The sequence below is a fragment of the Allokutzneria multivorans genome, from assembly GCF_039537405.1.
Taxonomy (GTDB): Bacteria; Actinomycetota; Actinomycetes; order Mycobacteriales; family Pseudonocardiaceae; genus Allokutzneria; species Allokutzneria multivorans.
The window spans coordinates 395,395-418,753 of record NZ_BAABAL010000009.1 but is presented as its reverse complement, the minus strand read 5'-3'; the positions used below and the strand labels follow the sequence as shown (position 1 = coordinate 418,753).

Annotated in this window: 16 protein-coding genes; 9 read left to right on the top strand and 7 right to left on the bottom strand. The window is 70.4% G+C overall.

Going from position 1 to position 23,359, the window contains the following annotated elements:
- Nucleotides 1–201 precede the first annotated feature (201 nt).
- Nucleotides 202–1,899 (bottom strand): alkaline phosphatase family protein, encoded by a 1,698-nt coding sequence (locus ABD798_RS16905; protein ID WP_344875755.1) that lies wholly within the window; start codon nucleotides 1,897–1,899, stop codon nucleotides 202–204.
- A gap of 50 nt (nucleotides 1,900–1,949) precedes the next feature.
- On the bottom strand, nucleotides 1,950–3,515 hold the full coding sequence (locus tag ABD798_RS16900) for a PP2C family protein-serine/threonine phosphatase (RefSeq protein WP_344875753.1): 1,566 nt from the start codon (nucleotides 3,513–3,515) through the stop codon (nucleotides 1,950–1,952).
- A 188-nt stretch (nucleotides 3,516–3,703) separates the two neighbouring features.
- On the opposite strand from ABD798_RS16900, the gene ABD798_RS16895 reads away from it, so the two are divergent.
- Nucleotides 3,704–8,473, top strand: coding sequence for a HAMP domain-containing protein (locus ABD798_RS16895; RefSeq protein WP_425549229.1), 4,770 nt, complete (start codon nucleotides 3,704–3,706; stop codon nucleotides 8,471–8,473).
- A 23-nt stretch (nucleotides 8,474–8,496) separates the two neighbouring features.
- Here ABD798_RS16895 and ABD798_RS16890 read toward each other — a convergent pair whose 3' ends face one another.
- Nucleotides 8,497–9,141: a hypothetical protein gene (locus ABD798_RS16890; protein ID WP_344875752.1), complete on the bottom strand. Its 645-nt coding sequence runs from the start codon at nucleotides 9,139–9,141 to the stop codon at nucleotides 8,497–8,499.
- A 358-nt stretch (nucleotides 9,142–9,499) separates the two neighbouring features.
- Nucleotides 9,500–11,242 carry an ATP-binding protein gene (locus tag ABD798_RS16885; protein ID WP_344875750.1) on the bottom strand — a complete coding sequence of 581 codons (1,743 nt, stop codon included), beginning with the start codon at nucleotides 11,240–11,242 and terminating at the stop codon, nucleotides 9,500–9,502.
- 265 nt (nucleotides 11,243–11,507) lie between these two features.
- Between ABD798_RS16885 and ABD798_RS16880 the strand changes: the two genes are divergently transcribed.
- Complete coding sequence (locus ABD798_RS16880) at nucleotides 11,508–11,909, top strand: STAS domain-containing protein (protein WP_344875748.1); 402 nt, start codon at nucleotides 11,508–11,510, stop codon at nucleotides 11,907–11,909.
- 96 nt (nucleotides 11,910–12,005) lie between these two features.
- Here the strand turns inward: ABD798_RS16880 and ABD798_RS16875 are convergent, their stop codons facing one another.
- The gene (locus ABD798_RS16875) at nucleotides 12,006–12,344 is read right to left on the bottom strand and encodes a PepSY domain-containing protein (RefSeq protein WP_344875746.1); all 339 of its coding nucleotides are present in this window, start codon (nucleotides 12,342–12,344) and stop codon (nucleotides 12,006–12,008) included.
- 158 nt (nucleotides 12,345–12,502) lie between these two features.
- Here ABD798_RS16875 and ABD798_RS16870 point away from each other — a divergent pair, with 158 nt between their 5' ends.
- The 7 genes from ABD798_RS16870 (at nucleotide 12,503) to ABD798_RS16840 (ending at nucleotide 22,205) form a co-directional block, all read left to right on the top strand.
- Complete coding sequence (locus tag ABD798_RS16870) at nucleotides 12,503–13,522, top strand: hypothetical protein (protein WP_344875744.1); 1,020 nt, start codon at nucleotides 12,503–12,505, stop codon at nucleotides 13,520–13,522.
- Between the two features lie 267 nt (nucleotides 13,523–13,789).
- Nucleotides 13,790–14,500 carry an Imm1 family immunity protein gene (locus ABD798_RS16865; RefSeq protein ID WP_344875742.1) on the top strand — a complete coding sequence of 237 codons (711 nt, stop codon included), beginning with the start codon at nucleotides 13,790–13,792 and terminating at the stop codon, nucleotides 14,498–14,500.
- A gap of 179 nt (nucleotides 14,501–14,679) precedes the next feature.
- The gene (locus ABD798_RS16860) at nucleotides 14,680–16,788 is read left to right on the top strand and encodes a HelD family protein (protein ID WP_344875740.1); all 2,109 of its coding nucleotides are present in this window, start codon (nucleotides 14,680–14,682) and stop codon (nucleotides 16,786–16,788) included.
- A 125-nt stretch (nucleotides 16,789–16,913) separates the two neighbouring features.
- Nucleotides 16,914–18,125, top strand: a complete 1,212-nt coding sequence (locus ABD798_RS16855) for a glycosyltransferase 87 family protein (protein WP_344875738.1) — start codon at nucleotides 16,914–16,916, stop codon at nucleotides 18,123–18,125.
- A 29-nt stretch (nucleotides 18,126–18,154) separates the two neighbouring features.
- Nucleotides 18,155–19,372, top strand: coding sequence for a glycosyltransferase 87 family protein (locus ABD798_RS16850; RefSeq protein WP_344875736.1), 1,218 nt, complete (start codon nucleotides 18,155–18,157; stop codon nucleotides 19,370–19,372).
- Between the two features lie 561 nt (nucleotides 19,373–19,933).
- Entirely contained in the window at nucleotides 19,934–21,106 is a 1,173-nt protein-coding gene (locus tag ABD798_RS16845; protein WP_344875734.1) for a glycosyltransferase 87 family protein, read from the top strand.
- The gene (locus ABD798_RS16840; protein ID WP_344875732.1) at nucleotides 21,099–22,205 is read left to right on the top strand and encodes a glycosyltransferase 87 family protein; all 1,107 of its coding nucleotides are present in this window, start codon (nucleotides 21,099–21,101) and stop codon (nucleotides 22,203–22,205) included. The genes ABD798_RS16845 and ABD798_RS16840 overlap by 8 nt, the downstream gene beginning before the upstream one ends.
- Here ABD798_RS16840 and ABD798_RS16835 read toward each other — a convergent pair.
- Both ABD798_RS16835 and ABD798_RS16830 read right to left on the bottom strand, forming a co-directional pair.
- Nucleotides 22,171–22,563 carry a PPOX class F420-dependent oxidoreductase gene (locus tag ABD798_RS16835; protein WP_344875730.1) on the bottom strand — a complete coding sequence of 131 codons (393 nt, stop codon included), beginning with the start codon at nucleotides 22,561–22,563 and terminating at the stop codon, nucleotides 22,171–22,173. The genes ABD798_RS16840 and ABD798_RS16835 overlap by 35 nt on opposite strands.
- Nucleotides 22,560–23,036, bottom strand: coding sequence for a vitamin K epoxide reductase family protein (locus ABD798_RS16830; RefSeq protein WP_344875729.1), 477 nt, complete (start codon nucleotides 23,034–23,036; stop codon nucleotides 22,560–22,562). Before ABD798_RS16830 ends, ABD798_RS16835 begins: the two co-directional genes overlap by 4 nt.
- Between the last annotated feature and the right edge of the window lie 323 nt (nucleotides 23,037–23,359).

The following is a 23,359-nucleotide window of genomic DNA, read 5'->3' as shown; positions in this document are numbered from 1 at the left end:
CAAAACGCAAGGCGCACAACGCGACCGAGGCTTTACCTGGGGTGCGCGTGCCATACGCTCGCGCGAGGGCCGGGGTTCTATCCCGTGCCCCTGTAAGGCCCAGGGGCACGCGCAAGGGGTTCCCAGGTCAAGCCGACCCCACGCGAAAAACGGCGAACCCAACTCAACCGGGAAACCCAACCGCACCCCGCAACCAAAGAGCTAAAAATCCCATCGCCGCCCAGCCCCCAAAACCGCAAACCTCCCAGAAGGCACAGAAACCACCTCCTCCCCCAACACATCAAACCGCAAAACCTCCAAAGTCGAATACACGTACACAGCAAAGTGCACGCTCGCAGACCCGCGATTCCGCAACACCAACCGCCCCCCGTCCACAAACACCTCAGCCCGATAAGGCAAAACCCGCGCCCGCCGACCCCCGCTCTCCTGCCGAGGCATCGCCTGAACCCCCGGCGGAACAGGCCGCCACCGCCCGCTGAACGGCGGCACAACCCCCGGCTGCCGAACCGCAGGCCACCGCTCAACCCGCGAGAAATCGAACGCCGACGTCAAATCCCCGGACACCCGACGACGCCAAGCGCTGATGTTCGGCTCGCGCACCCCTAACCACCGCTCGACGAAGCGAATCATCGCCGTGTGGTCGAAGGTCTGCGAGCACACGAACCCGCCGACCGTCCACGGCGACACCACCGTCATCGGCACGCGCGGACCGAACCCCAAAGGCTTGCCGTCCACGTACTCGTCCGCCACCGACGCTGGCGGACACGGCGGGGGCACGTGGTCGAAGTAGCCGTCGTTCTCGTCGTAGGTGATGAACAACGCCGTGCGAGACCAAACGTCCACATTGGACGCAAGGGCGTCGATGATGTCGTAGGTGAGGTTCGCGCTCGACGCGGGCGAAGACGCACCAGGATGCTCAGAGTCCACAGAGGACGGAACCAGGTAGCTCACGCGAGGCAAGCGCCCAGCAGCGACGTCCGCACGGAACGAAGCCGCGAGCCCCTTCGGCCGCACACGCTGCAACCCCCGGGTATAAAGCTGCCGATCCGAAGCCGACAACCGACGAACACCGTCTTCAAGCCGCGCCAGCAACGCGTCCTGCTCAGCCTCCGGAAGCTTCGCCAACGCCTCGTAGAACGCGGTCAAGCTGCTGTAGCCCGAAGGCAGCACGCGGCGCGCGATCTCTTTGAACGTCACGAAGAACTCCAGGTTGTTGTCCTGGAAGTTGTCCCACTCCTGGTACACGCGCCAGCTGTGGCCGGCCGCCTCCAAGCGCTGCGGATAGGTCATCCACGAGTAGCCGGGGTGCGTGTCCTCGGCGTAAGCGGCGTTGCCGATCGCGCGTTTGCCGTTGGCCTCGAAGCCCGTGTAGCCGCTGACCCAGTAGTTGCGGTTCGGACTCGTGGAGCTCGGCACGGAGCAGTGGTAGGCGTCGCAGATCGTGAACGTGTCGGCCAGCTCGTAGTGGAACGGCAGGTCCTGGCGGTCGTAGTACGCCATGGTCGCGGCCGTCTTCGCTGCTACCCAACCGTTGTTCCACCCGCCGTTGAGCGCCTTGTGGCCGCCCTCCCAGGTGTGGTCGAGGTCGCCGATGAACTGGACGTCCTTGCGGTTCGCCGCGTCCCGGACCGCGAACGGCAGCACGCCCTGGTCGAACACCGAACGACCGTCGGGCAGCTCCAGCGCGTGGCGGTCGCCGAACCCGCGAACTCCGCGCAGCGAGCCGTAGTAGTGGTCGAAGGACCTGTTCTCCTGCATCAGGAAGACGACGTGCTCGATGGCGCGCAACCCACCCGGGCGCGGCGGGCTCGCCAACGCTTCCCCGAGCGAGGGCGGCAGCAGCGAGGCGGCGACGCCGAGCTTGAGGGCAGCACGGCGGGAGAACGGCTTTGGTCTCATCGGGCATGAGTACCGGACGCGAGCAAACTTCAGGTTGCGCGCGGAAGAAACTACGGCTCCGCGCGGACCGCCAGCACGGCGACGTCGTCGCGGTCGTTCTCGCCGGTCCACTCGTCGACAGCGCGTTCGACCCGCGCGATCACCTCGGCGGTGGACAGGCCGACGCAGCCGGTCAGGACCTCGGTCAGCCGGTGCTGGCCGAACATGTGCACGCCGTCCGGGCCGGACCGCGCCTCGGTGATGCCGTCGCTGTAGAGCAGGCACAGCTCTCCGGCGTCCAGTTCCACGCGGCAGCTCGGGAAGCGCGCGTGCGGCAGGATGCCGACGAGCGTGCCGGGCAGCGCGACCTCCTCGACCTCGCCGTCGCGGCGCAGCACCAACGGCGGCGGGTGCCCACCTGAGGTCAGGTTCAGCGCGAGCCCTCGGCCGGAGCGCGCCATCGACCCCGCGACCATCGTGGTGAAGCGACGGCTCTGCGTGGCCAGCAGGACGTCGTTGAGCAGGTACAGCAGCCGCGACGGGTCCTGCTCCACGAGGTCGAGCGCGGCGATCGTGTGCCGGACGCGCCCGGTCAAGGCGGCGGCTTCGGCCCCTTTGCCGCACACGTCGCCGAGCAGGAACAGCGCGCTGTTGTCCGCGCGCAGCCGCACGTCGTAGAAGTCGCCGCCAACCCCGAGCGGACCGCGCGCGGGACGGTAGGCGGCGCTCAGCTCCGCGCCGGGAACCATCGGCAGCTCGCGCGGGACCAACGTGGTCTGCAAGCCGGTGATCGCCCGCTCGTACTCGTCCCACTTGCGCGCCCGCGCGATCGCCAGATCGGCCCGCGCGGCGAAGTCCACCAGCGTGCGGTGCCGCTGCTTGTCGTAGCCGTAGCGCACGGAAACCACCAGCGCGCCAATGCCCTCACCGGCGCCGGGCAACGGGATGACGAGCACTTCACCGTCCATGTCGGACAGCCACGGCAGCGCTTCGACCTCCTCGGCGGACATCACCCGCGCGCCCTGCACGTGCCCGGCGAGCGCGGCGGCGAGGACCGGCGCGGTGCTCGCCGCCGGCCTGCGCGCCTTGCCGGGATCGGGCCGTCCGGAGCGCCACCAGTTCACCCGTCCGCGCGGGATCGGCAGCACCACGACGACCGCGTCGCCCAGTACGGGGACCGCCAGTTCGGCGATCTCGCGTGCCGTATGGGGGACATCGCGCAGCTCGGCCAAGCGCAGCCCGACCTCGTTGAGGAAGCGGGAATCGGTCGCCTGCCCGTTCCCGGCCGGTTCCTCGGTGGCCGCGTGCTCGGTCTCCAGCACCCGCCAGGAGTGCCACCCGCCGCCCAGTTCGCGGCGGCGCACGCGCAGCCTGGCTCCGCGGTGCGTCAGCTCGAACTCCGCGTCCGGCGCGGCGGCCACGGTGAACAGCGCGCTCCCGGTCGGCTCGGGTCGTCTGCCGATCACCAAGCCCGGGAACAGCGACATCGCCGCCTCGTTGGCGGCTTGAACCCGTGCCTCGCTGTCCTGGACCACCACGGCGCCCTCGGTGTCTTCCACCAGGGCCCGCACCATGTCCAGGGACACGGTCCGCACCGGCGAGCCGCCGGGCAGTGCGCGCGGTTCGGTGTTGCTCACCTGTGACGCCTTCGGTCGGCTGCATGAGGGTGGAGTCCGGGAATGATGTCCGGCAAGCCTAGCCGAGGACAGTGACACCAGGACTGGTGCACGAGGGCGATCTCCACCGGCCGGACGAGTGGCTGGTCCACACTGTCCGACGGACGTGGGACCCTGGGTCCTTCACCCCGATACGGCCTGGAGGTGTCGTGGAGTCGCAGTCGGAGCGGTCCGTTCGACGACGGGATTCGGATGACGCTGCGCTGGAGCGCCTGCTCACCGCGATGACCGACCTGCGCGACGGCAACTTCCGCAGACGGCTCATGCCCGCGGGCGACGGTGTCTCCGCGCGGCTGGCCGAGGTGTTCAACGAGATCGCCGAGCGCAACCAGCACCTCGCGGGCGAGCTGCTGCGGGTGCGCCAGGCCGTCGGCGAGCAGGGCAGGCTGGACGCGCGGCTGGACCAGGGCGGCGCGCGCGGCGGCTGGGCGACGGCGGTGGACGCGGCCAACGGACTGGTCGACGACCTCGTGCGGCCCACGGTGGAGCTCAACCGCGTGCTCGTCGCGGCGGCCGAGGGCGATCTGTCCCCGCGCATCCCGACGCGGCGCGGCGGCGGTGAGATCGCCGAGCTGGGCATGACGGTGAACCGGCTGCTGGAACAGCTCGCGGTGTTCGCCTCCGAGGTCACCCGCGTCGCGCGCGAGGTCGGCACGGACGGCAACCTCGGCGGCCAGGCCGACGTCCCCGGCGCGGCGGGCATGTGGCGCGACCTCACCGACTCGGTGAACGTGATGGCCTCCAACCTGACCGGCCAGGTGCGCAGCATCGCCTCGGTGGCCTCCGCGGTGGCCAACGGCGACCTCAGCAGGCAGATCCGGGTCAACGCCAGCGGCGAGGTGGCCGCGCTCGCCGACACGATCAACTCGATGACCGGCACGCTGCGCACGTTCGCGGGCGAGGTCACCAGGGTGGCCCGGGAGATCGGTTCGGACGGCCGCCTCGGCGGTCAGGCCGACGTGCCCGGCGTGGCGGGGATCTGGAAGGACCTCACCGACAACGTCAACTTCATGGCGGGCGCGCTGACCGCGCAGGTCCGCGACATCGCCACGGTGGCATCCGCCGTGGCCAGCGGCGACCTCACCCGCAAGATCAACGTCGACGCGCGCGGCGAGATCCTGGAGGTCAAGAACACCATCAACACGATGGTCGACCAGCTCTCCGCCTTCGCCGACGAGGTCACGCGCGTGGCCCGCGAGGTCGGCACGGAGGGCAAGCTCGGCGGTCAGGCCACCGTGCCCGGGGTCGCGGGCACCTGGAAGGACCTCACCGACAACGTCAACTTCATGGCGGGCAACCTCACCACCCAGGTCCGCAACATCGCCTCGGTGGCGACGGCGGTGGCCAAGGGCGACCTCAGCCAGAAGATCGACGTCGACGCCCAGGGCGAGATCCTGGAGCTCAAGAACACGCTGAACACCATGGTGGACCAGCTCTCCGCCTTCGCCTCCGAGGTCACGCGCGTGGCCCGCGAGGTGGGCAGCGAGGGCCGCCTGGGCGGTCAGGCCCAGGTGCCGGGCGTGGCGGGCACCTGGAAGGACCTCACCGACAACGTCAACTTCATGGCGGGCAACCTGACCAGCCAGGTCCGCAACATCGCCCAGGTCACCACCGCCGTCGCACGCGGCGACCTGAGCCAGAAGATCGACGTCGACGCGCGCGGCGAGATCCTCGAACTCAAGAACACCCTCAACACCATGGTCGACCAGCTCTCCGCCTTCGCCGACGAGGTCACGCGTGTCGCCCGCGAGGTCGGCACCGAGGGCATCCTCGGTGGTCAGGCCCGGGTTCCCGGTGTGGCGGGCACGTGGCGCGACCTCACCGACTCCGTGAACTTCATGGCGGGCAACCTCACCAGCCAGGTCCGCAACATCGCCTCCGTGGCGACCGCGGTGGCCAAGGGCGACCTCAGCCAGAAGATCGACGTCGACGCGCGCGGCGAGATCCTCGAACTCAAGAACACCCTCAACACCATGGTCGACCAGCTCTCCGCCTTCGCCGACGAGGTCACGCGCGTGGCCCGCGAGGTCGGCTCGGACGGCAGGCTCGGCGGCCAGGCGACGGTGCCGGGCGTCGCGGGCACGTGGCGCGACCTCACCGACTCCGTGAACTTCATGGCGGGCAACCTCACCAGCCAGGTCCGCAACATCGCCCAGGTCACCACCGCCGTCGCGCGCGGCGACCTGACGCAGAAGATCAACGTCGACGCGCGCGGCGAGATCCTGGAGCTGAAGAACACCATCAACACGATGGTCGACCAGCTCTCCGCCTTCGCCGACGAGGTCACCCGAGTCGCCCGCGAGGTCGGCACCGACGGCAAGCTGGGCGGTCAGGCCCAGGTCCGCGGCGTCGCGGGCACCTGGAAGGACCTCACCGACAACGTCAACGTGATGGCGGAGAACCTGACCAACCAGGTGCGCGGCATCGCGACGGTCGCGGGCTCGGTGGCGGGCGGCGACCTCAGCAAGAAGATCGTGGTCGACGCCAGTGGCGAGGTCGCCGCGCTGGCCGAGACGCTCAACGGCATGGTCGACACGCTGCGCGCCTTCGCCAACGAGGTCACGCGCGTAGCGCGCGAGGTCGGCACCGAGGGCCAGCTCGGCGGTCAGGCGCGGGTTCCCGGCGTGGCGGGCACGTGGAAGGACCTCACCGACAACGTCAACTTCATGGCGCAGAACCTGACCAGCCAGGTCCGCAACATCGCGCTGGTGACCACGGCGGTGGCCCAGGGCGACCTCAGCAAGAAGATCGACGTCGACGCGCAGGGCGAGATCCTGGAGCTGAAGACGACGATCAACACGATGGTCGACCAGCTCTCCGCGTTCGGCTCCGAGGTCACGCGCGTGGCCCGCGAGGTCGGCACCGAAGGCATCCTGGGCGGTCAGGCCGAGGTCATCGGCGTGTCCGGCACGTGGCAGCGGCTCACCGAGAACGTCAACAACCTCGCGGGCAACCTGACCACGCAGATCCGGGCGATCGCCGCCGTGGCCACCGCGGTCACCGCGGGCGATCTGACCAGGCAGATCGACGTCGCGGCCTCCGGCGAGGTGGCCGAGCTGAACGAGAACATCAACCTGATGATCGCCAACCTGGAGGAGACCACCAAGGCCAACCAGGAGCAGGACTGGCTCAAGACCAACCTGGCGCGGATCTCCGGGTTGATGCAGGGCCACCGCGACCTGGGCGCCGTCGCCTCGCTGATCATGAGCGAGCTGACCCCGCTGGTCTCCGCGCAGCGCGGCGCGTTCTTCCTCGCGCGCACCTCGCAGAGCGGCCGGGTCACCCTGGAGCTGACCGCGAGCTACGGCGGGCGCAGCGCCGAGGACGTGGTCACCGGGGTGGCGCTCGGCGAGACGCTGATCGGGCAGGCCGCGCAGGACAAGAAGACGATCCTGGTCACCGACGTGCCCGCGGGCTACGCGCGCATCGCCTCCGGCCTGGGTTCGGCGACGCCCACCAACGTGATCGTGCTGCCGCTGCTGTTCGAGAGCCAGACGCTGGGCGTGCTGGAGCTGGCCGCGCTCGGCGAGTTCACGCCGGTGCACCTGGACCTGCTGGAGCAGCTCAAGGAGACCATCGCGGTCAACGTCAACACCATCCTGGCGAACTCCCGCACGGAGGAGGCCCGCCAAGAGCTGGAGGACCGCGCCCGGCAGCTGGCGACGGCCTCGAAGTACAAGTCGGAGTTCATGGCGAACATGTCGCACGAGCTGCGGACGCCGTTGAACAGCGCGCTGATCCTGGCCAAGCTGCTCGCCGACAACCTGGAGGGCAACCTCACGCCCAAGCAGACCGAGTTCGCCAAGACGATCTACTCGGCGGGCAGCGACCTGCTCCAGCTGATCGACGACATCCTCGACCTGTCCAAGGTGGAGGCGGGCAAGATGGAGGCCGAGCGGACCGCCGTCCAGCTGCGCGAGCTGCTGGGCTACGTGGAGTCGCTGTGCCGCCCGCTGACGGTGGAGAAGGGCCTGGAGTTCTCCGTGGTCGTCGCGCCGTCGGTGCCCGAGACCCTGCTCAGCGACGAGCACCGGCTCCAGCAGATCCTGCGCAACCTGCTGTCCAACGCGGTCAAGTTCACCCACTCCGGCGGCGTCGAGCTGCGCATCCGGCACGCCGAGGCCGCCGAGGTCAGCGCGGCCGAGCTGCGCACGGCGCCCGGCCTGCTCGCGTTCGTGGTCTCCGACACCGGCATCGGCATCCCGCCGGAGAAGCTCGCCGTGATCTTCGAGGCCTTCCGCCAGGCCGACGGCACCACCAGCCGCAAGTACGGCGGCACCGGCCTCGGCCTGTCGATCACCCGGGAGCTGACGCAGCTGCTCGGCGGCGAGCTCCAGGTGCACAGCGAGCCCGGCAGGGGCAGCTCGTTCACCCTCTACCTGCCGCTGGACTCCGCCGTGCCCGACCCCAACGGCGTGCCGTCGCTGGACCCCGTGCCCGTGCCCGCCGAGCTACCGCCCGCGCGGACCCCGCAGCCCATGGTGATCGAGCCGTCCGCGCTCGCGTCGATGCAGACCTCCGCCCGCTTCCACGGCGAGAAGGTGCTCATCGTCGACGACGACCTGCGCAACGTCTTCGCGCTCAGCGCGGTGCTGGAGATGCACGGCCTGCACGTGGTGTTCGCCGACAACGGCGTCGCCGGAGTGCGCGCGCTGGAGCAGTACGACGACATCGCGCTGGTGCTGATGGACGTGATGATGCCCGAGCTCGACGGCAACGCCACCATCGGCGCGATCCGCGAGATGGCCACGCACGAGGACCTGCCCATCATCGCCGTGACCGCCAAGGCCATGCCCGAGGACCGCAAGCGGACCCTCGCCGCCGGAGCGACCGACTACGTCACCAAACCCGTGGACACCGAGCTCCTCCTCCAGCTCATCGCCACCCACCTGGAACCCGAGAACGCCCAGAACCCCTGACCCCGCGGCGCTGAAGGCAGCGCCTACTTCTGGTCCTCTCGTTGCAACAAGAGCCTGACCAGGCTTTTCGCTTTGTCGCACGGCGCTCCGAACGCCTTGGTCTTGTCCGCTACAGCGATCGCAAGCGCGCCAGCTACCCAGGGGAGACTCGCAGTGCAGACGGCAGTTGAGCTGTCCCACGTCAGGTAAATGGTGCGACCGGCCTCCTGGTACTGATCCGGAGACTCTTTTGCCTTTCTTCTAGAATCATAGGCAATCTTGACAACCACCCAGGAAGAATTTTCTTGAATGGATTTGTAGAGCGCAATGTCGCCGCCCATGGCCTCGATGTCTCCAGCGATACCTGGCGGGTACTTGTCGCGATTGGGAGGCGTCGGCGGCTTGTAGCCCGCGTTGTACTGCTGCTGATTCCAGCTGCAAGACTGCTCCCACTCGGTTATGTCGCCCGTCTTGGTCGGCCGGGACTTGGGGTCACCTACTCCCGGGTAGCCCAGATCTCCCCAGTTCAGCTTCGAACACAGATCGACAGCTACCGCTTTGACCTCGCTCCGGCCAGTGGCCGGCGCGGCCGCGACAGCCTCGCCGCGCACAGATCCGCACGCGGTCAGCAGGGCGAGGGCCGCAACCACAAGGCCACTCCTCGCCCACAACGTCTTCAAGATCGCCATGTCGACCTTTCGAATGAGCGCCGCCAGGCAAAAGCAGCAGGATTACGTGCAGCCCGCTCGCGGTTCGCTGTCGTGAGATTTTCACAGGAAGCGCCGACAAGGTTGGTGGTACGCCGAAAACAAGCGCTTCGCCGACGACAGTGTACCCCTGGACCAGCAATCCAGCACCGGAGTGACGGCCAGAGACCACAATGGACCGGCCCACGCGAACAGGAGAACAGTTCGGAGAACTGCACGACCCGGAGAACCCTGCGCCTCGAATGCCAGCCAGGAATTGTCTTCATCTCGACGCCCGGCATTCGCCTTGATCTGCTCGGCAAGCTCTATCGAAATGTCCGCGGGGCTTGACCGCAGGCGATCAGGGGGAGGCGAGAGTGGCTACCTGGTCGAGGCCGGTGATGGAGAGGACGCGGTGCGGTAGGGAGCCCTCCGGGGTGAGGACGGTGAGCGTGCCGCCCGCCGCCGCGGCCTGGAGCGCCAGCTCGAAGAGGACGCGCACGCCGGTGCTGTCGACCAGGCGCACTCCGGAGAGGTCGACGGTCAGGGGCGCGGAGCCCGCGCGGCTGAGCTGCTGGAGCCTGCGGTGCACCTCGTCGGCGTCGACCGCGTCGAGGATTCCGCTCAACCGCACCAGGATCGCCTCGTGTCCGTTGTGCACCTCGAAGCTCACCTGGTCGGTCTCGTCGGGGGCGGGAGCCTCGACCGGTCCGGGGGCCTCGGCGAGGCGGGCGCGGCCGAGGTGCCGGGACATCCGCACGACCGTGCCGTCCGCACCGCGCCGCACGTCCAGCTCGTCCATGGAGCTGCGGATTAGGTGCATGCCCCGGCCGCGGTGCTGGTTCTCGCCGGGATCGGTGGTGCGCCACTCCCCCTCGTCGGCGATCTCCACGACGAGGTCGCCGTCGCCGCGCACCTCGGCGGTCAGCCGCACGGGGCCGGGCTCGCGGTCGCGGTAGGCGTGCTCGATCGCGTTGGTGGCGGCCTCGCCGACCGCGAGTTGCAGGCCGAGGACCTCTTCGGGGTCGAGGCCGATCCGCGCGGTCCACTGGCGCAGCGCCCGGCGGATGGTGGCCAGCTGGTCGGGCGCGGCGGTGACCGCGACCGACAGCGGCGGCGTGCGCGAAGGCTCCGTGCGCACCACGAGCAGCGCCGCGTCGTCCAGGATCGCGTCCCCGTTGAGCGTCGTGCCGACGAGGTGCGAGCACACGGTGTCCACCTCGCGCGGCACTCCCCTGAGCGAGTCGGTGAGAGCTCCCGCGTTGAGCAAACCGTTGGAGTGCAGGACGAACACGTCGCCCGCCGCGATGGGGAAGGTGTGCGCGGGCGGGCGCAGCGCGGCCAGGGCGAGCGGGGGGCCGATGCGCCAGGACAGCTCGGTCGCCTCGTGCTCGGTCAGCAGCAGCGGCCGGGGGTGGCCCGCGCTGCCCACGCGCAGCTCTCCGCGCGCCGGGTCCAGCACCGCGACGCAGACGGTGCTGCCAGCGGCTCCCGGCACGTGCGCGGCGAGGCGGTCCAGCCGGGCGATCACCGCGTCGACGTCGTCGCCGTCCAGCAGCGCGGAGATCGCCGCGCCCCGCAGCTGCGCGGTGACCGACGTCGCCGCGAGGCCTCCGCCGACGACGTCGCCGAGCAGCACCGCGAGCCTGCCCCCGCCCACCGCGAGCGCGTCGTAGAAGTCCCCGCCCGCGCGGCCGGGCTGCGTCGCGGACACGTAGCGGGCGGCCAGGTGGTAGCCGGGCACGACGGGCAAAGTCGCTGGCAGCAAACGGTTCTGCGCGGTGGCGACCGCCCAGCGCGCCGCGACCTCGTCCACGTCAACCACCTGGACCAGGCAGCCGATGACGGCTCCGGCGGGGTCGCGGTGCGGGCCGACGAGCGCGACGCGGGTCGGGGCTCCGGTGAGCCCGACCCGGGTGGGGCGCCCGGTCTCCAGCACCGCGGCCAGCGCGCTCAGCAGCTCGGGATCGTGCAGCGGCGCGGGGTGCGCCTGCGCGCGGGAGTTCGCGGCCAGGACCTGAGCACCCGGCCCCGCCAGCAGCCACACCGCGCCGGGGAGGTCCTCGATCGGGAACGGCGTGGCGAGACCGGGACGGTCGGGCACGGTGCCTCCATGATCGCGCTCGGCGGTGAGCCTGTGCGGGACGGTGGGGCACCTCCGGTACCGAAACCCTGTGGGGAGGTGGACCGCCCAAGCGGGTTCGGCCCAGCCTATAGACTCAGACGAGGGTGGTTTCACGCGGCACGCGCCTGAATTCTCGCGCGCGTCGTGGGCCGACCCCGAAAGACGACGCTGCACGACAATGACGCTGCACGACGACGACGCTGCACGACAACACTGCACGACATCGCGGTGACGAGGAGCGCAGATGACCTGGCACGCGGATCGGCAGGCTCGGGGCGAGGGTGAGGACGGCCCCGACGCCAGCGATCTCATCCAGCTCTCCGTGCGCCCACTGCCGGGAGGCGCGGTCGTGCACGTCCGCGGCGAGATCGACATGCTCAGCGCCGCGCCGCTGCGCCAGGAGTGCGCGGGCCAGCTCGACCGCTCCGAGGCGCTGCTCGTGCTCGACCTCTCCGAGGTGACCTTCCTCGGCTCCTCGGGGCTGTCCGTGCTCGCCGAGGCCGCCGAGCTGGCCAAGGCGCGCAACACCCGGCTGCGGCTGGTCTACCAGGGCCCGATCGTCGGCAACCCGCTCGCGGTGACCGGTATGGACGCCGAGTTCGACTCCTACGACACCGTCGACCGCGCCCTCGCCGACCAGTCCTAGTCGGGATCGGGACCACCGGGTTCGGCGGTCTTCAAGACACCGCGACCGGAATCCACAGCTCAACCACGTGCAGGACAGGTCCCAGCCGGGGTCGGGCTAGTCGGGGTCGAGGTCGGGCAGCACCTGGCCGGTCTCGGCGTCGATGTCGAGGTCGCGGCGCTCGTTGCGGTCGTTGACCAGGTCCACGTCCCAGGTGCGGCGGCCGTCGTCGGTGTCGAGGTCCACGGCGGTGACGCGGAAGCCCGGCGCGGCCTGTTCGGCCAGCTTGCGGGCCTGCTCGCGGTCGATCTTGGGCGCGGCCGGGGAGGGCTGGCCGGGGGCCTGGGTGGCGGGCGCGGGCAGCGGGACGGTGGGCGCGGTGTCCGGCGGCGGCGCGGTCGAGCAGGCGGTCAGCGCGGCGAGCGCGACCAGGGCGCATACTCCCCTGAAGATCATCTTTCATCACACTTTCGGGTAGAGCGTGTCGGGGCAGGTCGCCGGTCAGGTACCCCGCAACACGCCGGTCGATCCCGTTTTCCACCTGATCAGGGCACGCCTGACGGTCCGGGAAGGCCCGAGAAGGGCTGCTCCGGGTGACCGCTACGGTACCCGGCGTGATCAGCACGAAGACTCGACGGCGGCAGGGCTCCGCCGACCAGCGACCGGTGGCGTCCTCGGTCTGGGTCCGCCCCGCCCGAGTCGGCGAGGGCAGGCAGGTCGCGGCGCTGCTGCCGAACGACCCGTCGACCGCGGAGCTGCTGCGCTCCTCGATCGAGGCCGACCGCGCCGACGGCACCAACGGCACCGAGCTGCTGGTGCTGGTCGCGATCGACCGCAAGACCGACCGCATGGTCGGCATGGGCGCCGCCGGTGTGCCGCGCCAGTGGATCGCCGCGCTGAAGCTGCCGCAGCAGGCCGCGCGCCTGGTCGCCAGGACCATGGTCGCGGTGGGGGCGCTCTCGGTGGTGCCGGAGGCGCTGCCGCAGAAGCTGATCCCGCGCATCCTGAACCGGCTCGCCGACCACTACCGCGACGCGGGCTTCCAGTGGATGGCCGGGCACTGCGCGACGGGTGCGCCCGCGTGGCTGAACACGCTGGTGGAGTCCGGGTTCACCGTGGGCGACAAGGGCGTCGGCATGCGCCTGCAGTCCGCGCTGTGGCCGATCCCGGCGAACCTGGCGACGCAGCAGACTCAGCACGCGTTCTTCCGCCAGCTGGCCGAGGAGCCGACCGTGATCATGACGCTGCAGGGCGTTCCGCTGCAGCTGCGCGACGGTGCCGCACCCGTGGTCCCCGCTCCCGCCGCGCCCGCTCCGGTCGAGCGGGCCGCCGCTCCGGCTGAGGCCGCACCGAAGGCTCAGGCCAAGGTCGAGGCCGTGGTTGAGGTCGCGCCCGAGGCGGAGGCGAAGCCGAAGGCCGCCGCCAAGCCGAAGGGCGAGCCGTCGGAGACCGCCGAGCAGACCAAGGAGCAGGAGCAGGCGGACACCATCCGCACGGTCCGCCGCCGGGTCTCCGCCGCCAAGGGCAGGCTGACCCGCGCGCTGGACAGCGGCGACGAGGACCGCATCGCCGCCGCCCGCGCCCACCTGGCCACCCTGGAGCAGCAGGCCGCCTCCCTGGGCATCGTCAACTAGACGGCCCGATCGGGGCCCCGCCTCAGCGATCCCCACCAGCCCCCGACCCCCACGGATCGGGGGCTGTTCGCCGTCCGGGAAAGCCCTGAACGACCCGTTTGGTGCGGTGAGCGCACTGAACGGGTCGTTCAGCGCGTTAGACGCACCGAACGGGACTTTCGCGGTGGTGGGTGCGGGCGGAGGCGGAGTGCGGGGGGTGCCGCTTTCGGCGGTTGCGGTCGTGGTGTGCGGAGCTACCGTCAGTGGTGATCATGACGAGGGGGTTTCATGTCGACGAGTTCGGTGGGTGCCGTCGCGGCGCGCATTGACGACGTCCGCAGCACGCTCGGGGAGAGCCTGGCGGCGTTAGGGCAGGTCGAAGAGCAGCTGGAGGAGTACGCGAGCACGCTCGCGGCGCTGGGCGAGGGCAGCACGGCGGAGGACCTGCGCGACGCGACGGCGCTCGCGGTGACGGCGCGGGAGGACCTGCTGCGGGTCTTCCAGATGGGCACCGACGCGGACAAGTCGTTGGAGCGCTTCAGAACGCGGCTCGCCGGGGGCGGCGGAGCGAGCGCGGCGCCCGTTGCCAGGACCGCGACGCCAACACCTACCCCCACGCCCGCGCCGAAGCCGGACCTCGAGGTCGAAGCGGCGGTCGAGCGGGCGCGCAACGGTGACCAAACCCCAGTACAGCCTGACAAGAACGAGAAGCAGGACCAGCGCCGCTACGTGCAGGTCGACGTGGACTACGAGCGCAAGGTCGGCGCGCTGTACTACGTCGGCCCGCGCGAGGAAGAGGACGGCGCCGAGGTCGGTTCCTGGGCCACGAAGGGGAAAGCGCGCGAAGAGGGCGCGCCGCCCCTGTACGTGGACCGCGCGGCCAAGCGCGAGTTCCCGCACAACGCCGGAGTGCCGCTGGACAAGCTCCGCGAAGCGCTGGCGGAGTTCCGCTCCACCGGCCGCCGCCCGCGTTGCGTCGACTGGCAGGACCACGCCTGAGCGCACGGCCGCACGCGGGTAAGGGACCTCACATGTGGGCCCAGCGAGCGGGAACGGACGGTCACCGAGGGCCAGAACCTCGGGTTTTGGCTGGTGGGAGCGTTGGCGGGCGCGGCGCGCAAGGTGGACGTGAAGACCTCTAAAGTTGTTCGACTTCACGAAACTTTGGGGAGCTGCGCGTGCAGGGAGTCTCGATCAGGCAGGCGGAGATCGCGGCGGAACAGCGGTACGTCGACAAGGTCTACGCGCGCTTGCTGGTGATGCGCGAGGAGGCGAAGGCGATGATCGCCGCCGCCCACGAGCGCGGACTGGAGCGGCTGCCCGCGGCGCTGGTCGAGCGGGACGCGATGGTGCACCACGCGACGCGCCAGCTGAAATCCCTCGAAGCGGAGTACGAGGGCCTGGTCTTCGGGCGGCTCGACCAGGGCACCGGCGAGATCTTCTACATCGGCAGGCTCGGGGTGCGCGACGCGGACTTCGACACGATGGTGATCGACTGGCGCGCGCCGGTGGCGGCGGCCTTCTACCAGGCGACGGCCGAGCAGCCGATGGACGTGGTGCGGCGCAGGGTGATCCGCTGCTCGGGCGGCAAGGTGCTGCACGTCGACGACGAGCTGCTCATGCCGGAAGCCGTGCCGGAGAGCCTGACGGTGGTCGGTGACGGCGCGCTGATGGCGACGCTGGCGCGGGCGCGCGGGCCGGTCATGCGCGACATCGTCGGCACGATCCAGCGCGAGCAGGACGACGCGATCCGCGCTCCCGCCGAGGGCATCACCGAGATCACCGGCGGACCCGGCACGGGCAAGACGGCGGTCGCGCTGCACCGCGCCGCGTACCTGATGTACCGCTACCGCCGCAGGTTCAACAGCGGCGTGCTCGTGGTCGGGCCGTCGCCGGTGTTCATGAACTACATCTCGCGCGTGCTGCCGTCGCTCGGCGAGGACACGGTGGAGCTGCGCGCGCTCGGCGAGGTGCTGGACGGGGTCAAGGCCACGCGCACGGACACGGCGCTGGTCGCGGCGGCCAAGGGCTCGCTGCGCATGCGCAAGGTGCTGCTCAACGTCATGAAGGAGGCGCCGCCCGGGGCTCCGACGGAGCTGCGGATCGTCTACGGCGGACAGGTGCTGAAGCTGGAGGCGCACGAGCTGGCCAGGGCCCGCAAGGCCGTGCACAGCCGCCGCGTCCAGCCGAACCAGGCGCGCAAGCCCGCCGCGGACGCGGTGCTGGAAGCGTTGTGGCAGAAGGCTTCTTCCTATTCCGACAACCGCTTCAACCGCAAGAACTTCATGGTGGACATCGCTGATCGCAACGAGTTCACCGACTTCATCGCCCAGTGGTGGCCGACGGTGCTTCCGACGCAGGTGCTGGGCTGGCTCGGCGACCGCGACCGGCTGCGCCGGGCGGCCAAGCGCGGCTTCACGCAGGAGGAGATCGAGGGCGTCGCGGCGTCCTGGGCCGATCCGGGCGCGGGCTGGTCCGTGGCGGACGCGGCGGTGCTGGACGAGCTGCGCGTGCTGCTCGGGGACCCGCCGCGCCGGCGCAGGTCCGACGAGATGGACGAGTTCGACATGATCGCGCACGAGGTGACCAGCTGGCACCAGCGCGAACAGGGGCAGTCGCAGTCCGGGCGCGCCGACCACTACGAGCACTACTCGCACGTGATCGTGGACGAGGCGCAGGACCTCTCGCCGATGCAGTGGCGGATGCTGGGCCGTCGCGGCAAGTACGCGAGCTGGACCATCGTCGGCGACCCGGTGCAGAGCTCGTGGCCGAACGACGCGGAGGCGGCCGAGGCGAAGGAGCGCGCGCTGGGCAAGGTGAAGCGCAGGCGCCGTTTCTCCTTGCGCACCAACTACCGCAACAGTTCGGAGATCTTCGAGCTGGCCGCCGACGTCGTGCGCGAGGTCGTCGACCCGGACGACCTGCCGACGGCGGTCCGCTCCACCGGTTCGGAGCCGGAGCTGCGCACCGTGCCGCTGACCGACGTGCCCGACCAGACGGTGGCGGCGGCGAAGGAGCTGCTGGACCAGGTCGACGGCACGGTCGGCGTGATCGGCACGATGGGGCGGCGCGCGGAGCTGGCGTCGTGGGTGGCCGACCTCGGCGAGCGCGTGCAGGCCGTCGGCAGCCTGGAGGCGAAGGGCATGGAGTACGACGCGGTCGTGCTGGTCGAGCCCGCCGAGCTGATCGCCGAGTCGCCCACCGGGCTGCGCGCGCTGTACGTCGCGCTGACCCGGGCGACGCAGCGGCTGACCGTCGTGGCCTCGGACACATCCTGGCGCGAGTAGCTTTCACGTCCACCCGTCTTCGCACGCGTGGACGCCGGTGAGCCCTTGGCGTTGTGCCGTTTCGAAGACTCTCGTTTCGGCTCCAGCCGCACAACGCCTGGGGCTCCAGCGGTGTCTTTCCTTGCGTGACAACGCTTGCAGGACTCCTCCGCCACCCGGCCACCGCGGTCGTGGGGGCCGCCGTCGCGCTCTTCCTCGCGCTGCGGCAGGTCTCCACCGCCCCGATCGTCGACCTGGACGTCTACCGCGCTGGCGGCGAGGCGTGGCTGGCCGGGCGAGGCCTGTTCGACGCGGAGTTCCCGCCGCGACCGCTGGCCTTCCCGCTGCCGTTCATCTACCCGCCGATCTCGGCCGTGCTCTTCAGCGGGCTCACGGTGCTGCCGCTGACGGCGCTGGGCTTCGTGGTGACCGTCGTGACGGTGCTCGCCCTCATGGCCGCGTGCGTGGTCACGGCGCGTCGCTGCGGGATGGACGAGCCCGCCGCGCTCGGCCTCGGTGCCGTGGTGAGCGCGGCGATGGTCTACGCCGAGCCGGTGCGGAGCACGATCGACCTCGGGCAGATCAACGTGCTGCTGATGACCTTGGTGGTGCTGGACTGCCTGATGAAGCACACGCCGTGGCCGCGCGGCCTGCTGATCGGCGTCGCGGCCGGGATCAAGCTGACACCGCTGGTCTTCCTCGTGTACTTCGCCGCGTCCGGGCGGTGGCGCGTCGTGGTCACCGCCGCGTCGGCGTTCGCGGGCAGCGTGGTGCTCGGATTCGTGCTCGACGCGCAGAACTCCTTCCAGTACTGGACCTCCACCGTGTTCAAGCTCGACACGATGGTCGGCGCCGGGTTCGTCACCAACCAGTCGATCCGGGGCGTGCTCGCGCGCTTCGGGCTGGACAGGGACGCGAGCTTCCCGTTCTGGGTCATCGGGGTCGTGCTCGTGCTCGCGGCGATGTGGTTCGCGGTGCGGCGACTGCTCGCCGAGAACCGCGAGGTGCTGGCGATGGTGGTGATCGCGACCGCCGCGCTGCTGTGCTCGCCGATCTCGTGGAGCAACCACTGGGTGTGGGTGGCGGTGGCCGGCACCGGGCTGGCGGCGGCCCTGCTGAGCGCGCCGAGCTGGCGCCTGGCCGTTCCGGCCCTGGTCGTGGCGGTGTACTTCGTCGGCCCGCACGCCTACGTCCCCGGTGGCGGCGGGCGCGAGGAGCACTGGACGCTCGGGGAGTGGTTCGTGGGCAACGCCTTCTTCCTGACCGCAGTCGTCGTGCTGGCCGTGCTCGCCCTGCGGAGACGGACGTCGGAGGTGGCACCGGAGGCACCCCGGTACGCTGCTGTGCTGTCCAGGTGAACGGTGTCGGTGGAGTGGATCGGGACGTCGTGAGTGCTAGCCCGTTGGGGGCCGTCGCGCCGAGCCGCAGGACCCGCGTCTGGATCGCCGCCCTTGCCGCGCTGACCTTCGGGTTGGCCCTGCTGGTCACCTCGTGGGTGTCGTTCATCGACCTCCGCGTGTACCGCGAGGGCGGGGACGCGATGTTGCGCGGCCTGAACCTCTACTCCGGCGAGTTCCCGTACTCCGACACCAAGTTCCGGCTCCCGTTCACCTACCCGCCGTTCGCCGCGGTGCTGTTCGGGCCGCTGGCGACGCTGTCCTGGTCGGCCGCGGTGGTGGCGACGCTGCTCGTCGGCAGCGCCGCGCTGATCGCGACGACCTCGATCACCGCGCGCGGCTTCCACCAGAACTGGACGCGCGCCGTTCAGGTCGGCGCCGCGTTCGCCGCCGTGTGCGTGCTGGCCGAGCCGATCCGCGCCACCCTCGGATACGGCCAGATCAACCTCGTGCTGATGCTGTTGGTGGTCGCTGACTGCCTGCTGCCGCGCACACCGTGGCCGCGCGGGCTGCTGATCGGGGTGGCCGCCGCGATCAAGCTGACGCCCGCGTCGTTCCTGCTGTTCTTCCTCGTGCGGTTGCAGTGGAAGCCGATCTTGGCCGCACTGGGCGGTTTCGTCGCGGCGGGCGCGGTCGGCTGGCTGGTCGCGCCGGAGGACTCGCTGAAGTACTGGACGACCTTGCTGCTGGAGCCCGGGCGCATCGGCAGCGCGGCCTTCGCCGACAACCAGTCGCTGCGCGGAGCCCTCGTGCGGTTCGGGCTGACCGAGGCCGAGGCGTCGCGGTGGTGGGTCGTGGTCGTGCCCGTCGTCGTGGTGGCCGCGGCGTTCGCGTGCTGGCGACTGCGCGCGTCCGGCCGTGATCTGCCCGCGCTGCTCGTGGTCGCGGCGGCCGGGCTGATCTGCTCGCCCGTGTCGTGGACGCACCACTGGGTGTGGATCGCCCCCGCGGCGGTCGGCGCGGTGATCGCGATCCGGCGCTCCGCGCGACCGTGGCCGTTGATCGCGGTCGCGGCCGCTCCGCTCGCGCTGTTCTTCGTCGGCGCGCACCTGTTGCTCCGGCGCGGCGGCAACCTGGAGCTGTCGTGGACCTGGCCGGAGCACCTGCTCGGCAACACGTACCTGATCACGGCGTTCGCGGTGGTGATCGCCGGGGTGATCTTCGGACTGCGACGACGGCCCCCGCACGCGGATCTCCCGCATGCGTGACCGCTCCCGCCGCTGCTCGCGCCGTGGTCCTTGCGGCGGGAACGCCCTGAATGACTCATTGGGGTACTTGAGCGCCCTCAATGACTCATTCAGGGAGTTGAGCGCCCCGAACGGCCCTTTCGGGTACTTAGACGCACCAAACGACCCGTTCAGTGCGCTCAGCGCACCAAACGGGCCGTTGGCATCGTGTGGGGTGGGGCGCGCGGGCGGGGGCTCGGGGCGGGGTGGCGGAGTGCCGGAGCGCGTGGGCGGAGTGCCGACGCGGGCTGGCGGTATGCCGACGGGCGCGAGCAGAGTGCCGACGCGAGCGAGCGGAGTGCCCACGGGGTGAGCGGAGTGCCGGAGAACGTGGACGGAGCGCCCATGCAGGTGGGCAGAGGCGCTGCGCGGGCGGACGAAGCGTCGGCGGGCGGAGTACCGGAGCGCGCGAGCAGAGGCGTGGCGCGAGCGGACGCAGTGCCAACGCGGGCGGACGCAGTGCCAACGCGAGCGAGCGGAGACGCTGCACGGGTGGACGGAGTGCCAACGCAGGCGGACGCAGTGCTAACGCGAGCGGGCGGAGTGCCAGAGAACGCGGGCGGTGTGCCGGGGTGGGCTGTCGGGGTACGGGCCTGGGTCTGGGCTGCGGTGGCGGTCGGGTGCGCGGTGGTGGTGGCGCTGCTGGTCATGGCCGGGGACGGGCTGGTCGACCTTCAGGTGTACCGCGCGGGCGGGGACGCGGTGCTGCGCGGACTCCCCCTGTACGGGCCGGGTTTTCCTTACACCACACCGGCTCTGCCGGATCTGCCGTTCACCTATCCACCGTTCGCGGCGTTGCTGTTCGCGCCGTTCGGCCTGCTGGCATGGCCGAGCTCGATGGTGGTGATGACAGTCATCGGCGCGCTGGCGCTGTGCGGGACGTGCGTGGTGACGGCGCGAACGGCAGTGCCGCTGGCCAAGGCACTGCCGGTCGGAGCGGGCCTCGCGGTGGTGTGCGTGCTCTTGGAGCCGATGCGCGCCAACATCACCTTCGGCCAGATCAACCTCGTGCTGATGCTGTTGGTGGTCGCGGACTGCCTGCTGCCGCGCACACCGTGGCCGCGCGGGCTGCTGATCGGCATCGCGGCGGCGGTGAAGCTCACGCCAGCGGCCTTTGTGCTGTTCTTCTTGGTGCGCAACCAATGGAAACCGATCCTGACTGCGGTTGGCGGATTCCTGGGAGCGAGCGCGGTCGCGTTCGTGGTGTTGCCGAGCGCATCGGTGCAGTACTGGACGTCGACGGTGTTTCGCACTGATCGGATCGGCGATGTGCGGTACGGAGACAACCAGTCGCTGGGCGGAACGCTGGCGCGCCTGGGAACGCAGAGCTGGCTGCTGGTCCTGGTGGTGCTCACGGTCGCGGTGACGTGGTTCGTCGCGTATCGGCTGCGCGACAAGGCCTTGCTGTCGCTGCTCGTGGTCGCGACGGGCGCGTTGCTGGCGTCGCCGGTGTCGTGGGAGCACCACTGGTCCTGGGCGGCTCCAGCCTTCGTCGGGCTGGCGATCTACGCCTGGCAGAGCCGAAACTGGGGCATCACAGCGCTGGGAGCGTTGGCGTTGCTGCCGTTCGCGCTCGGTCTCTACCGCTTCGCTCGGCGTGGTGGCGGTGTGGAGTCGCACTGGACGGTCACGGAGCACATGATCGGCAACGCCTACGTCTTCACGGGGGTCGCGGTGCTGGCGGCGTTCCTGGTGTCGAGGAGGCTGCGTGCTTAGGTGGATCGGCCTGACGGCCCTGCTGGCGTTCGCGGTGACGTGGGGGCGCTCGGCGATCGACCTGGAGGTCTACCGCGCGGCCGGAGCTGCTCTGCTGCACGGCCACGACCTCTACGGCGCGAGCCTGCCGGGCACCACGTCGAACCTCCCCTTCGTCTACCCACCTTTCGCGGCACTGCCGTTCAGCCTGTTCGCGTTGCTGCCGTTGCCTCTCGTGCCGGTGCTGATGACGGTGATCAGCGCGGCGGCGCTGACGGCGACGTGCGTGATCGTGGCGCGCCGTTGCGGTTCGACGCAGACGGTGGGCGGAGCGGTCGCGGCGGCGAGCGTGCTGCTCGAACCGCTGATGACGAACTTCCTGTTCGGCCAGATCAACGTGGTGCTGATGCTGCTCGTGGTCGCGGACTGCCTGCTGCCGCGCACACCGTGGCCGCGCGGGCTGCTGATCGGCATCGCGGCGGCGGTCAAGCTCACGCCGGTGGCGTTCCTGCTGTTCTTCTTGGTGCGCAACCAATGGAAACCGATCCTGACCGCGCTCGGCGGCTTCGTCGGCGCGGGCTTGCTGACCTTGGCGGTGACGCCGGGCAACTCGATCCGCTACTGGACGGACGTGCTGTTCCGCCCGGATCGGATCACCGTGCCGTCGTGGGGCGACAACCAGTCGCTGCGCGGAATGCTGGCTCGGCTGAGCACTCCGGACTGGGTGTGGCTGCTCGCGGTGGTACTGGTGATCGCGGCGGCGTGGCTGAGCGTGCACCGGCTCCGTGCGCGGGGCGAGGACGTGCCGGCGCTCCTGGTGATCGCGGTCGCGGGCCTGCTGGTGTCGCCGGTGTCGTGGGGGCACCACTGGTCGTGGGTCGCCCCGGCCCTCGTCGCAGTCGTGATCACCTTGTGGCGCTTGGGAAATCGGTGGCTGTGGGCGGTGCTCGCGGTCGCGCTCGTCCCCTTCGTCCTCGGGCCGCACCGCTTCCTGCCACGCGCGGCGGCCGAGCAGCTGGGGTGGACGCCGCTGGACCACCTCGTCGGCAACTGCTACGTGGTGATCGGGCTGGTGCTGCTCGGGCTCACGCTACGCGGCCGAGCACCTTCGTCGGCGTGACGCGGACGATCACCCGGACAGCGCCGGGAGCGTCGGCGCCCGCCTCCTTGCCGTCGTACTTCCAGGACAGCGCGTCATCCAGCGCGCGACCTCCCTCCTCGGTGATCGTCGCGGTGCCCCGGACCTCCACGTAGATCTCGGGGTCGGCGCGGTCAGCCACGACGACGGTCACCCTGGGGTCGCGGCGCATGTTGCGCTCCTTGCGGCGGCCAGCGACCGTGGAGAACAGCAGGTCGTCACCATCGCGGCCGACCCACATCATCGACGCCTGGGGCGAGCCGTCCGGGTTGATCGTGCACAGCGTCGCGTAGTTCGGGCGGTCCAGGAACTCGCGGACGGCCGGGCTCAGCGCGCTCATGCGGCGGGTCGGCGGCTGGTCTCGCCGAGCACGGTGACCACGAACAGCGCGATCGTGAGGACGTGCACGACGGTGCACCACTCGCAGATCACGTGCAGCACGAGCAGCTCCACCGCGACCAGGTAGGCCACGAAGACGATGCCGACACCGACGCTGGCGAAGCGCGCGAGGCGGATCTTCTGGTCGGTGGAGCGCCACAGCGCGGGCAGGTTGAGCACGCACACGCCGACGAAGAACGCGAGCCCGAGCACGGCGACGGGGATGCCGAAGACCATGGACTGCGGGCTGGAGGTGACGCGGGCGCAGTCGATCACGGAGTTGGTTGAGCACACCAGGACCTTCTGGTCGGTGTAGTGCGACAGCGTCATGTAGGCGGACACCAGCAGCCCGAGCACGGAGAGCACCAGCGCGGTCACCGGGACCCAGCGCCGCCCCAGCTCGCCCGGCGCGGCCGTCCCGATCTCTCCGGTCATGATCGTTCCCCTCTCGTTACCTCGGAGCGACAAAGATACCGCCCACCTTCGACGGCGACCGAAAAGCATTGACCGGAACTGAACGAGTCCTTTGACGGAATTACTTTTTCGTATTCGTTCTGTTCACCCCGGCGGGACAGACAAGTTGCACCGGCAATCAGTTCACCGATTGTTGCCAACCTCGTTCGGCCAACCGCAGCAAACACCGGTCTACACCGTCGGAGCTGTCACCCTGCTGGACTATTTTCCCGTCACTGCGGCACTTGTAGCGTTCCACTCGCTTCGCCCTGCGGGGACGCCGCGCCCTTGTCCGGCGCGCACCG

Coding starts and splice junctions, on each gene's coding strand:
- ABD798_RS16905 (WP_344875755.1), bottom strand. CDS start 1,899: ATGAGACCAAAGCCGTTCTCCCGCCGTGCTGCCCTCAAGCTCGGCGTC.
- ABD798_RS16890 (WP_344875752.1), bottom strand. CDS start 9,141: ATGGCGATCTTGAAGACGTTGTGGGCGAGGAGTGGCCTTGTGGTTGCG.
- ABD798_RS16880 (WP_344875748.1), top strand. CDS start 11,508: ATGACCTGGCACGCGGATCGGCAGGCTCGGGGCGAGGGTGAGGACGGC.
- ABD798_RS16875 (WP_344875746.1), bottom strand. CDS start 12,344: ATGATCTTCAGGGGAGTATGCGCCCTGGTCGCGCTCGCCGCGCTGACC.
- ABD798_RS16865 (WP_344875742.1), top strand. CDS start 13,790: ATGTCGACGAGTTCGGTGGGTGCCGTCGCGGCGCGCATTGACGACGTC.
- ABD798_RS16835 (WP_344875730.1), bottom strand. CDS start 22,563: ATGAGCGCGCTGAGCCCGGCCGTCCGCGAGTTCCTGGACCGCCCGAAC.
- ABD798_RS16830 (WP_344875729.1), bottom strand. CDS start 23,036: ATGACCGGAGAGATCGGGACGGCCGCGCCGGGCGAGCTGGGGCGGCGC.